At 51.2% G+C, this 11,411-nt stretch carries 12 protein-coding genes; 5 read left to right on the forward strand and 7 right to left on the reverse strand.

All coding sequences use genetic code 11. The features are described from left to right. Window positions 1-147: 147 nt before the first annotated feature. Window positions 148-1,320 carry an alanine racemase gene (gene alr, locus K1X45_RS05865; protein ID WP_220160089.1) on the forward strand — a complete coding sequence of 391 codons (1,173 nt, stop codon included), beginning with the start codon at window positions 148-150 and terminating at the stop codon, window positions 1,318-1,320. Between the two features lie 54 nt (window positions 1,321-1,374). After that, window positions 1,375-2,631 carry a D-amino acid dehydrogenase gene (locus tag K1X45_RS05870; protein ID WP_022712270.1) on the forward strand — a complete coding sequence of 419 codons (1,257 nt, stop codon included), beginning with the start codon at window positions 1,375-1,377 and terminating at the stop codon, window positions 2,629-2,631. A gap of 54 nt (window positions 2,632-2,685) precedes the next feature. On the opposite strand, the gene K1X45_RS05875 is transcribed toward K1X45_RS05870, so the two are convergent. Then, entirely contained in the window at window positions 2,686-3,399 is a 714-nt protein-coding gene (locus tag K1X45_RS05875; RefSeq protein WP_220160090.1) for an autoinducer binding domain-containing protein, read from the reverse strand. Between the two features lie 382 nt (window positions 3,400-3,781). Then, a complete protein-coding gene (locus K1X45_RS05880) occupies window positions 3,782-4,117 on the reverse strand; it encodes a DUF4377 domain-containing protein (protein WP_220160091.1) in 336 nt (111 codons plus the stop codon). Window positions 4,118-4,193: 76 nt separating this feature from the next. Here K1X45_RS05880 and K1X45_RS05885 point away from each other — a divergent pair, with 76 nt between their 5' ends. Next, window positions 4,194-5,423 carry a TIGR03862 family flavoprotein gene (locus K1X45_RS05885; protein WP_220160092.1) on the forward strand — a complete coding sequence of 410 codons (1,230 nt, stop codon included), beginning with the start codon at window positions 4,194-4,196 and terminating at the stop codon, window positions 5,421-5,423. On the opposite strand, the gene K1X45_RS05890 is transcribed toward K1X45_RS05885, so the two are convergent. After that, a complete protein-coding gene (locus tag K1X45_RS05890) occupies window positions 5,420-6,034 on the reverse strand; it encodes a class I SAM-dependent methyltransferase (RefSeq protein ID WP_220160093.1) in 615 nt (204 codons plus the stop codon). The genes K1X45_RS05885 and K1X45_RS05890 overlap by 4 nt on opposite strands. 8 nt (window positions 6,035-6,042) lie before the next feature. Next, window positions 6,043-6,708, reverse strand: a complete 666-nt coding sequence (locus tag K1X45_RS05895; RefSeq protein ID WP_220160094.1) for a pseudouridine synthase — start codon at window positions 6,706-6,708, stop codon at window positions 6,043-6,045. Window positions 6,709-6,912: 204 nt separating this feature from the next. On the opposite strand from K1X45_RS05895, the gene K1X45_RS05900 reads away from it, so the two are divergent. Together K1X45_RS05900 and K1X45_RS05905 are read left to right on the forward strand one after the other, a co-directional pair. Beyond that, window positions 6,913-7,626, forward strand: a complete 714-nt coding sequence (locus K1X45_RS05900) for an extensin family protein (protein WP_220160095.1) — start codon at window positions 6,913-6,915, stop codon at window positions 7,624-7,626. A 70-nt stretch (window positions 7,627-7,696) separates the two neighbouring features. Continuing rightward, on the forward strand, window positions 7,697-8,761 hold the full coding sequence (locus K1X45_RS05905) for a bifunctional transcriptional activator/DNA repair enzyme AdaA (protein ID WP_220160096.1): 1,065 nt from the start codon (window positions 7,697-7,699) through the stop codon (window positions 8,759-8,761). Between the two features lie 5 nt (window positions 8,762-8,766). Here the strand turns inward: K1X45_RS05905 and K1X45_RS05910 are convergent, their stop codons facing one another. The 3 genes from K1X45_RS05910 to K1X45_RS05920 all read right to left on the reverse strand — a co-directional run bounded on the left by K1X45_RS05910 (window position 8,767) and on the right by K1X45_RS05920 (window position 11,367). Continuing rightward, window positions 8,767-9,309, reverse strand: coding sequence for a DUF924 family protein (locus K1X45_RS05910; protein WP_220160396.1), 543 nt, complete (start codon window positions 9,307-9,309; stop codon window positions 8,767-8,769). Between the two features lie 144 nt (window positions 9,310-9,453). Continuing rightward, a complete protein-coding gene (locus tag K1X45_RS05915) occupies window positions 9,454-10,785 on the reverse strand; it encodes an MFS transporter (protein ID WP_220160097.1) in 1,332 nt (443 codons plus the stop codon). 231 nt (window positions 10,786-11,016) lie between these two features. After that, window positions 11,017-11,367 (reverse strand): hypothetical protein, encoded by a 351-nt coding sequence (locus K1X45_RS05920; protein ID WP_220160098.1) that lies wholly within the window; start codon window positions 11,365-11,367, stop codon window positions 11,017-11,019. Window positions 11,368-11,411 lie beyond the last annotated feature (44 nt).

Consider the following 11,411-nt stretch of genomic DNA (forward strand, 5'->3'; position numbering starts at 1 on the left):
GCTGAACGATGCTGCCTCTTATAAAATTTGTTTGGCATCTCTGGCATGGTCTGCATGCAGAGCATAACCTGAAACTGTGTTATAGTTTTCCGGATATGCATACTGGCAGCCAACCAACGTGTTGAACATGACAATGCGGAATTGCTTATGTCTGTACTCTTTTCTGAAACCCGTGCGGCAGCGCCTGTTGATACAACTGCCGGTGAAAATCCGGAAATCCTCGCGGCCGGCGGTATTCTTACCGTTGATCTGGCCGCTTTGCGCGCGAATTACAAGCTGATCGCCGATGCACTCAGCCCGACCAGAGCCGCAGCTGTTGTGAAAGCCGACGCCTATGGTCTGGGCGCAGATAAAGTCGCCCCGCAATTTTATGCCGCCGGTTGCCGCGATTTTTTCGTTGCACATCTGGGAGAAGCCCTGAAGCTGCAACCGCATATCGGCAAAGATGCTGTTATTTATGTTCTCAACGGCCTGCAGCCGCAGACAGAAAAACTCTGCGCGGATAATAATATTATCCCTGTTCTGAATTCGCTGGAACAGCTGCGCAACTGGGCAGCTCTGGGCAAGGCCGGCAACCGGAAGCTTCCGGCACTGCTTCAGCTTGATACAGGCATGTCGCGTCTCGGTCTTTCCGAACAGGAACTGAAAGAACTGCTGGCAGATATTTCCTTGCTGGACGGCATTGATGTAAAATTCATTATCAGCCATCTGGCTTCTGCTGATAATGTGCAGAGCCCGCAGAACCACGCCCAGCTGGAGCGCATGCAGGCAGCTCTTAAACTTCTGCCGCATTATGCCGTTGCTTTTTCCAATTCCGGCGGCAGCTTCATGGAGCGCGGCTATCATTTTGATCTGGCACGTCCGGGCATCGCACTCTACGGCGGCGCACCACAGGAAAATGCACCGAACCCGATGCTGCCGGTTGTGTCGCTGCAGGCGCGCGTCATTCAATGCCGCACCGTTCCGGCACATACTCTGGTGGGTTATGGCGGCAGCTACGAAACACAGGGCGAGACACGGATTGCCACGATTGCCGTCGGCTATGCAGATGGCTGGCCACGGCATTTAAGCAATAAAGGCGCAGCATATTATGGTGCTGTGCGCCTGCCTATTATCGGCCGTGTTTCCATGGATTCCATTACTCTGGATGTCAGCGCCCTGCCGGAAGGCACATTAAAACTCGGCAGCCTTGTGGAGCTGATCGGCGCACATCAGACCCTTGAACAAGTGGCACAGGATGCCGGAACAATTTCCTATGAGATTCTGACATCTCTGGGGAACAGATATCATCGCAATTACATTAACGACATTCTTGCCTGAAGAACAAACAAGCCTGCACATGCGGCATCAGACAGGATATGACAGAGGCAGACCATGAAAGTTACAATACTCGGCAGCGGTGTGATCGGCGTAACGACCGCCTATTATCTGGCAAAAGCCGGCCATGAAGTGACTGTGCTCGACCGTCAGGAAGGACCGGCGCTCGAAACCAGTTTCGCCAATGCCGGTCAGCTTTCCTATGGTTACTCGACCCCATGGGCTGCTCCGGGTATTCCGCAGAAAGCGGCAATGTGGCTGTTTAAAAAACACTCACCTTTGATTTTCCGTCCGACCTGCAATCCGGCAATGTATAGCTGGCTGATGTCCATGCTGGCCAATTGCACCGCATCGGCCTATGCGACCAACAAAGCCCGCATGCTGCGCATTTCCAATTACAGCCGCGAATGCCTGACCGAACTGCGCAATGATACCGGCATCACCTATGATGAAGGTTCAAAAGGTACTTTGCAGCTGTTCCGCAGTCAGAAAGATTTTGATGCGGTAATGACCAAGGATATTGAAAGCCTGCGTCAGGACGGCATCAAATTTGAAGTGCTGGATGCCGAAGGCTGCACCAAGGCAGAACCAGCCCTTGCCAATGTAAAGCACATGATTACCGGCGGCCTGCGCATGCCGGATGACGGCACCGGCGATTGCTTCACATTCACCAATAAACTGGCCAAAATGGCTGAAGAACTGGGCGTAAAATTCCACTACAATGTGGATATTAAAGGCTTCCAGCTTAACAGCGGTAAGATTGTTGCGGTTGAAACCAATAAAGGCATCTTCACTGCTGATCGCTATGTAGCCGCACTCGGCAGCTTCACGCCGCAGCTGGTCAAAGGCCTCGGCCTCAATGTGCCGATCTATCCGGTCAAAGGCTATTCGATCACCATTCCGATTGTCGATGAATCCCGCGCACCGGTTTCGACCATTCTGGATGAAACCTATAAGATCGCGATTACCCGTCTCGGCGACCGTATCCGCGTCGGCGGTATGGCTGAAGTCACCGATTATGTGACACGTCTGCTGCCTGAACGCCGCGAAACGCTGGAACTTTCCGTCAGCGGCCTGTTCGGTGGTGCGGGTGACCTGTCCAAGGCAACTTTCTGGTCGGGTCTGCGTCCGATGACACCGGATTCAACACCGATTATCGGCGGCACAAAATACGACAATCTCTATATCAATGCCGGACACGGCACACTCGGCTGGACAATGTCTGCCGGTTCTGCCCGCGTTATGGCCGACCTGATCTCCGGCAAAAAACCGGATATTGATACTTCAGATCTCGGCCTGTCACGCTACAAGTAAAATTACATCCTCCGCTTAAACGCCGCCGCAAATTTTGCGGCGGCGTTTTGCATTTCAGAGCAGACCAATCAGATGCGCCTTCATCACCGCATGAACCTTGTTGGAAACAATCAGCTTATTCAGAACATTGTTCATGTGAAAATGTACCGTGCGCGGCGTGATATTGAGTATGATTGAAATATCCTCAGCGGTTTTACCGTCACCGGTCCAGCGCAATATTTCCCGCTCCCGCAGTGTAATAATCTGATCCTCAGTATTATAGGTCTCATCCAGCCGATAAAGATCATAAAATCTTGTGAACAGAGACAGGCTCAACTCACGCAATTCCGGCTCCAGCTCTTTCAGCTCAGCTTTGCTGATTGCATCGCTGGTTCGGCTGAAAGACAGAAAGCCGGCAACCGATTGCGGCCCCCAGCAGGACTGCGTAATACCCACAGAATGGCCCTCACGCCTCATTTCCTGCCACAGAATTTTATTCTGCTGATAGAGTTTCTCAGTCCAGACGACCGGCTTGGAAGACCGCATCGCCTGCTGAATTGCGGGATCGGTCAGAATACATTCATTGCGCACATAATAACTGCGCCAACCTTCAGAATAATTGTCGAAACCCTGAATTTTCGGGCGCGTCAGTGACTGCGGGATACGAAGAACAAAACTGTAATAGTCAAAGCCAAGCCGCACCGCATGACTACTGATAATATCGACAAGTTCAATTTCCTGTACATCTGTTAAATTGACACCATAAAGTATTGGCCGCGATATATTCATCGGAAAAACCTTATCTTATTTTAAAATATCAATAAAAATAAAACAGTATAAAAAATCAGGACAACCAAAGAATAACAATTCAAATAAAAAATGACAATCAATTAGAATAAATTTCACAAAATATGTTCACATCTTAAGAAAGATACAAATATTTAAGAATAACCATGAAAATTTATTGAATAATATAGATTGATAAATCTAATTTTCTAAAAGATGAAAAGCTGTCTGAAACGCTTTTTGCAAGACGTGACATTTTTGCCATGAGCTTTGACAAGGCGAATGCGACCTTTAAAGCAGCTATTCCCACTAATGATTCTTATTGCGAGCCAATAAAAAAGCCCGCCAAAGGCGGGCTCATTTGATGGAGCACTCGTGCTGCTGATTACTTTTTCTTGCTCAGCACCTTCACCAGACTATATTTCAGGCTGGAACTGTCCATAGGCGGATTTTTGATTTTGCTCACATTCACTTTCAGCTTGTAGCGATAACCCGGCTCATAGCGAAAACCGTCAATACCGCCATAGAATAATGTCCATTCGCTTTTCGGGCTTTTGCGCACCTGCATGCATTTTTGCGGCCCTACACCAACACAATCAACCAGCTTGTTATTGATATAAAGCACCTCATTCTTACCGGCTGCACTCGCCTGCTGCATCGACAACAGACCGGCACCAACAATGGCCGCAGTTACAACAGGTATAATAAAGGTCTTTTTCACAGGCTTCTCCGTCTTCGCTTCTTACTTGCGTCAGCACTGAACTTAGCTAAAACAACCTGAACAGCAGGTGAACCGGATGACGTCTCAAAACACACATACCAACGGCAAGACCATTGCCATTATTGGCGGCGGCCCTTCAGGCCTTGCTGCGGCAGAAATTCTGTCCGCGCACGGTCATGACGTTACTGTTTACGAAGCCATGCCGACTGTTGCACGCAAATTTCTGCTGGCAGGCAAATCCGGTTTGAATATCACCCATTCAGAACCCTATGAACGCTTTCGTACCCGCTATGGTTCCAGCGGCTCCCGCCTCATTCCAGCACTCGATGCTTTCACACCTACTGATATCTGTGAATGGACAGAAGCATTGGATATTGAGGTCTTCACCGGCAGTTCCGACCGCGTCTTTCCGAAACGGATGAAAGCCTCGCCATTGCTGCGCAACTGGGTGGCACGGCTGGAAGCGCAAGGCATCAAAATCCTGAAACGTCATCGCTGGAAAGGTTTCAGCGGCGACGCTCTTTTGCTTGACACGCCGGAAGGTGAAAAACAGATCAGCCCTGATGCCACATTACTGGCTCTGGGTGGCGCCAGCTATCCGCGTCTTGGCTCTGATGCCGCATGGGTGCCGTGGCTTAAGGAAAAGAATATCAATATTGCACCTTTCCAATCGGCCAATTGCGGATTTGATGTTGACTGGAGCACATTCTTTCGCGAGCGCTTTGCAGGTGCACCGATCAAATCGGTTGCCGTCACATCTCCGGCAGGCCGGATTGAGGGCGAATTTGTTATCTCGCAGCACGGCATTGAAGGCAGTCTGATCTATGCCCACACCGCTGCATTGCGCGATCAGCTGAATAATACCGGCACCGCCAGTCTCTATCTTGATCTGACACCGGCACGGTCAGTTGAACGGCTGATACGCGACCTTATCAAACAAGGCAGCAAAAGCAGCTTCTCCAACCGCCTGCGCAAAGCCACCGGCCTTGAAGGTGTGAAAGCAGCTTTATTGCGCGAACTGGTGCCGGATGCTCATACGCTCTCCGCGGAAAATCTCGCGCAGCAGATTAAAAATCTTGCAGTGCCTTTGCTGCGTCCGCGCCCGATTGCAGAGGCGATCTCCTCTGACGGTGGCATTGTCTGGGATGAGGTCAGCGACACTTATATGCTGCACAAATTACCGGGCGTTTTTGTTGCTGGTGAAATGCTGGATTGGGAGGCTCCGACCGGAGGCTATCTTCTCACCGCCTGCTTCGCAACTGGCCGCGCGGCAGCTCAAGGTATGCTGGATTGGATCAAGGTTTAAATAATCTTCGCTTTCACAAACACATCATAGCGGGTGCTTTTTCCTAATATCTGATGCGAAGGTTTGCGGATACCTGCCATTGGTTCCGCACGCAGCGGCCATTTCAGAACAACGCGGTTTTGCGCAGCTTCCAGCGCCACATGCATCAGTCTTTCCGCATCAGGATCGGTACCGACAATCTCGCGGATCTGGCGCATTTCTTTTTTGACCAGCGCCGTATTTCCGCGTGGCGGATGCATTGGATCAACCAGAACTACCTGCGGCTTCAGCTCCGGCAACAAGGCACAGGAGTCACCAAAGAGCAGCGTCATCCGCGCCACGGTCTCCGCCAAGCGCCCGCCTTCTGCCGCGGCGCGTTCCAGCCCTGCGGCCAGCAAAGCATGCATTTTTTCTGACCGCTCAATCAAGGTCACTTTTGCACCGAGTGATGCCAGCAAAAAAGCATCGCGGCCAAGCCCTGCGGTAGCGTCCACAATATCCGGTGTTGCACCGCGCACCAGCCCTGCCGCTTTGGCAAGCGCCTGACCGCGTCCTTCACCGGAGCGGAAACGATGACCGACAGCCCCGCCGACAAAATCAACAATCAGGTTATTATCATCTGCTTGCTGCATAGGTTCTCTCAAAACGGGCAAGGTATGGTAAAAGTAACAGCACGACCATCAGGGTGACGGAAGCTCAGGCTCTCCGCATGCAGTAGCAAGCGATCTGCTGCCTGCAAAGCAGCGCCCTCTGCATAGAATTCATCACCCAACATCACATGACCGATGGCTTTCATATGCACACGCAGCTGATGGGTTCGGCCGGTCAGTGGAAACAAACGCAGCCTTGTTGTCTGCTCTCCGCGCTCCAGCACCTGCCAGCGACTTTGTGCCGGTTTGCCATGTTCGTAATCCACACGGTGACGCGGTTTATTGTCCGGATCAATCGCCAGCGGCAGATCAATCAGACCTTCATCCTCAGCTACATTACCCCAGACCACAGCGACATAGGATTTCTCGGTGCTGCGCTCTTCAAATTGTCTGGCAATCTGTGCATGGGCTTTACGGTTCAGCGACATCAGCACCACGCCGGATGTATCCTTATCCAGCCGGTGGATCATCAGTGCCTTTGGAAACTGCTTCTGCACCCGCGTCGCTAAGCTATCAGACAAAGCCGGATCACGCCCCGGCACAGATAACAGCCCGCTCGGCTTATCCAGCACCAGAATATCCGCATCCTGATAGATCACCGATATCGGATCCATAGGCGGATTATAAACAGGAGAAGCGGAAGAGTATGTGCTCATGCCTCCCTCTAACATAGTTTATCCGCCGCATAGAAGTGCTGACTTTCAGGAGAAACCAAGAAAAACGGGAACTGAAACGGCAGGTCAGCGGTTTACTCAGGCATTCCCTGCAAAATCAGTCGTGATTTTGCACTCACGGAAAGGCTTTTGATGCGATATTTTCTGCCCCTCTGTTTGCTTGCAGTGCTGAGTAGCGGCACTTTGATGACAATACCGGCCACAGCGAAAACTGTTCCGATACCTGCACAAAAACCCGCAGCGGAAGAGAATAAAACCATTACCCCTGCCCCAAAACCGGAACTAAAAGAACCGCCCGCTCCCCCAAAGCCGGATATATCAAAACCGGAGACACCGAAAGCCGAACGGATTTATCAGGCGGCCTGCCTGCCATTAGTGCAAAATGAAGTGACCGGCAAAGTCATCCCGCCTGTCAATGAAGGGCAATGCCAGATCAAAAGCCCGCTGGAAATCACGGCCTTCACCAAACCTGTCCCGATAGAACTGGATCAGACGATAACAACCAATTGCACGATGACTGTCGCTCTCACTGAATGGGTGCAGCAGGCTAACAATCTGGCCAAAACCCATCTTGGCAGCGATATCAAAACCATCGGCACCGGTTCGCATTATCAGTGCCGGAAAGTGAATAACGGCTCGGCAGGACGTGTATCCGAACATGCTTTTGGCAATGCTCTGGATATCATGTCTTTCACACTCGCCAATGGTGAAAAAACCACACTTGCCACAGACTGGAACGGCAGTGAAAAACAAAAGAAATTCTGGCGCGAATTACATAAGGAAAGCTGCAAACTGTTCATGACAGTCTTAGGACCGGAGGCCGACAGCGCCCATGAAACCAATCTGCATCTTGATATGGGCTGCCACGGCAAATCCTGTACCTATCGCATCTGCCAGTAATCTGACGAAACAGAAAAATAGACGCCCGATTTCCGGCGGCACCGCAAACAAATCATGATAAAGTCTGTTTATGCTATTTTCTTTACCCGACCCGCACACTCTTTATCAGGCGCTTCTTGATCGTGACCAGTCCTATGACGGCCATGTTTTTGTTGGTGTAACCAGCACCGGCATCTTCTGCCGTCTGTCCTGTCCGGCGCGTAAACCGAAATTCGAGAACAGCCGCTTTTTCGATCATCCGGCCGCTTGTATGGAAGCAGGTTTCCGGCCGTGTCAGCGCTGCCGTCCTCTGGATTTTTATCGTGGCAAGGAACCGGTTGTCGCCAAATTACTGGATTGTCTGGATGCCCGACCGGATCATTTCTGGTGCGAAGATGACCTCATCGGCATGCAACTTGATCCTTCCACAGTGCGCCGTGCTTTCAAACGCCATCTGGGTATGACTTTTCTGGATATGGCACGACTACGCCGGAAAGCACGCGGGCTTGAAAGCATTGCAGCCGGTCATTCCGTGATCGATGCGCAGCTTGAGGCCGGTTATGATTCCGGCAGCGGTTTTCGCGAAGCCATTACGCAGCTGATCGGTGATACGCCTGCCCAGCTGAAAGGCCGGGATCTGCTGAAAGCCGACTGGCTGGAAACACCGATCGGCTCCATGCTGGCCGTAGCCGATCAGCATCATCTGCATTTGCTGGAATTTTTTGAGCGCAAAGGCCTGCCCAATGAGCTGAAAAAACTGCGCCTCTATACCAAATCATCCATCAGCTTTGGCCGTCTTGCGCCGATTGATCAGATTGAAGCAGAGCTGAAGCTCTATTTCACCGGTGGTTTTACCGGTTTTAAAACGCCGCTGGCGCTTTATGCTCCGGCCTTTACCCGCTCGGTCTGGGATGCATTGCAGGAAATTCCGCTGGGTGAAACCCGCTCCTATGCCGAGCTGGCAGAACTGACCGGACGCCCTGATGCCATACGTGCCGTGGCCAATGCCAATGGCGCTAATCAGCTGTCAATTATTATCCCGTGTCATCGTACCATCGGCTCGGACGGATCACTCACGGGATATGGCGGCGGTCTATGGCGCAAACGCTGGCTGCTTGAGCACGAAAAGCGCATGGCTGCCCGTTCCGCCGCCTGAATAGTTTAAAAGCCTGTATGGGTTTTCAGGAATTCGGTTTCTTCCGGCGTATTTTTGCGGCCGAGTACGGCATTGCGATGCGGAAACCGGCCGAATTCCTCGACAATATCACGATGCTCTCTGGCAAAGCCGAGAGCAAAATCATTGCCTAGCGCTTTATAAAGCTTCACGCATTGCTCCTGATCTTCAATCACCTCGCTATGCATCAGCGGCAGATAGAAAAACTGCCGTGCTTTCTCATCCACAGCCATGTCATAATCATGCTCCAGCGCATATTTTGACAGTGCACAGGCAAGCGGATCACTCGCAAAAGCCTTAGGATCACCGCGGAACATATTGCGCGGAAACTGATCAAAAATAATAGTCAGAGCCAAAGCGCTTTTGGCATCATTCTTCCAATGCGCAAGTTCACCTTCCACTGCCTGCTCATATACCGCGCTGAAACGCTGTTTGATTTGCTGGTCAAGATCATCAGAACGGACAAACCAATGCGCTTCCGTTGCATCAGAAAACCAGAAATCCAGAATATCCTGCGGGGTCACCTGCACCATAGATCATCTCTCCTGTCTTATTTTCATTCTTTATACATAGAGCAAATCTCCGTGCTTACCAGTTTCAGAAATTTTAATTATGCAAACCAACAAAAAAGGAGCCGCAAGCGGCTCCTTTTGCAAATCATCTTCATGAAACGATCAGGAAGAAAACTCTTTGTCTTTATGACCGAGAATGGCCAGCAAAGTAATTGCCGCCGCAGCCAGCAAATACAGACCAACATAGCTAAGGCTGTAGGTTGTAGCCAGCCATGTCGCGATATATGGCGCCAGCGAAGCACCGAAAATACTGGCCATGTTAAAGGTCATGGAAGCACCGGTATAACGAACGGCAGTCGGGAACGGCGAAGCCAGCGCCGCACCGATCGGACCATAGGTCATGCCCATCAGTGCGAAACCGATGATCGAGCACATCACAGCACCGACAACACCGGCACCCAGCAGTGGTGCCATGAACAGGCCGAACACACCAATACCGATTGTGGTGAGGATCATGATGAAGCGGCGTCCGAAACGGTCAGACAACAGACCGGAAACCGGAATCAACAGACCAAAGAACACAACGCCAACCATCTGAATGAACAGGAATTGCTCACGGGAATAGCCCATGCCGGCCTGTTCAACCGGACGTGTTGCCCATGACAGCATGAATACGGTCATCAGATAGAACAGCACAAAGGTTGCCAGCGCCGAGAAAGTACCGAGCACCAGCGCACGCTTGTGATGTTTGAAGACTGCCGCCAGCGGCACCTGAACGCGTTCCTGCTTGTCCATTGCCTTCTGGAATTCAGGTGTTTCGGTGATCTTGATACGAACATAAAGACCAACAGCAACCAGCAGGATCGAACCGACAAACGGAATACGCCAGCCCCAGCTCATGAACTGCTCATTGCTCAGTGTGGCACCGAGAATAATAAATGTACCGGCAGAGAGGATGAAGCCGATCGGCGCACCAAGCTGCGGGAACATTGCATACCATGAACGCTTGCCTTCCGGCGCGTTTTCGGTTGCCAGCAACACAGCACCGCCCCATTCACCGCCAAGGCCAAGTCCCTGACCGAAACGGCACAATGCGAGCAACAGCGGCGCAACCACACCGATCTGCGCATAGGTTGGCAGCAAACCGATGATGACGGTCGAAAGACCCATGGTCATCAGTGCGGCAACCAATGTTGCCTTACGGCCGATTTTGTCACCGAAATGGCCGAAAACCATGGCACCAAACGGACGGGCAAAGAAAGCAATCGAGAATGTAGCAAAAGATTGCAACATGGCCGAAGTCGGATCGCTGGCCGGAAAGAACACAGCCGGAAACACCAGAACGGCAGCCGTTGCATAAACATAAAAATCGAAAAATTCGATTGTTGTTCCCACGAGGCTGGCAAACAGCACGCGCGCGGGCGAATTCAAGGCCGGAGCTGCCTGGCCGTTTTTACCGGCAACTGCACTCCGGGGGGCACCGGAAACACTCATTTTTTTATCCTGTTTGCGCAAGTTTACGAGTGTAAAATCCGATCCCGCAGACCTGCTGAAATATCGACGCAGAACAGCCGTTTAAAAAGAAAAGGACTGACCTGAATTATGCACCACCGACACCGAAAACCGGAATCCGGCGCATTCTGATCGCAATGGTCTATCCGATTAAAAGCAAGAAAACTATCAAAAATATCAGGGTTTCTTTTTAAAATTGCGCAAAATGCACGTTTATTTTGCAGTTCGCCATGCCACATGCATTTTCGCGCAATAGTCTGATAACGACATTTCAATCCGGCCATGCAAATGATGCGAACGAGTGCCGGACTTATCACAAATGCGTTGCACAACAGTCATGCGCTGTTCATTGAAATTGCAGAGAATGCGGAAGTCCTGTTTTTCGGAGATTACGGTCATGCATCCGCCCTCGGAAAATACCAATCGCAGAAAACAACCGCCGCCGGTCAGATCAAGCAATAATAATTGCTCTTCCGCCATCTGGTTTCCGCGCTGGATACCACACAACACAAAAAGAGCACTGCCCGTCAATGCGCCGGTCAACCGCGTCTGGTGAACTAGCATTTATCTGACAAAAAAGCCCTTGTGCAGAACACAAGGGCTTTTCA

This window comes from Pseudochrobactrum sp. Wa41.01b-1 (assembly GCF_019464455.1).
Lineage (GTDB): Bacteria > Pseudomonadota > Alphaproteobacteria > Rhizobiales > Rhizobiaceae > Pseudochrobactrum > Pseudochrobactrum saccharolyticum.

Bases quoted from the DNA above. Each gene is read 5' to 3' on its own strand.
- alr (WP_220160089.1), top strand. From the start codon at position 148: ATGTCTGTACTCTTTTCTGAAACCCGTGCGGCAGCGCCTGTTGATACA.
- K1X45_RS05870 (WP_022712270.1), top strand. From the start codon at position 1,375: ATGAAAGTTACAATACTCGGCAGCGGTGTGATCGGCGTAACGACCGCC.
- K1X45_RS05875 (WP_220160090.1), bottom strand. From the start codon at position 3,399: ATGAATATATCGCGGCCAATACTTTATGGTGTCAATTTAACAGATGTA.
- K1X45_RS05885 (WP_220160092.1), top strand. From the start codon at position 4,194: ATGACGTCTCAAAACACACATACCAACGGCAAGACCATTGCCATTATT.
- K1X45_RS05890 (WP_220160093.1), bottom strand. From the start codon at position 6,034: ATGCAGCAAGCAGATGATAATAACCTGATTGTTGATTTTGTCGGCGGG.
- K1X45_RS05895 (WP_220160094.1), bottom strand. From the start codon at position 6,708: ATGAGCACATACTCTTCCGCTTCTCCTGTTTATAATCCGCCTATGGAT.
- K1X45_RS05900 (WP_220160095.1), top strand. From the start codon at position 6,913: ATGACAATACCGGCCACAGCGAAAACTGTTCCGATACCTGCACAAAAA.
- K1X45_RS05905 (WP_220160096.1), top strand. From the start codon at position 7,697: ATGCTATTTTCTTTACCCGACCCGCACACTCTTTATCAGGCGCTTCTT.
- K1X45_RS05915 (WP_220160097.1), bottom strand. From the start codon at position 10,785: ATGAGTGTTTCCGGTGCCCCCCGGAGTGCAGTTGCCGGTAAAAACGGC.
- K1X45_RS05920 (WP_220160098.1), bottom strand. From the start codon at position 11,367: ATGCTAGTTCACCAGACGCGGTTGACCGGCGCATTGACGGGCAGTGCT.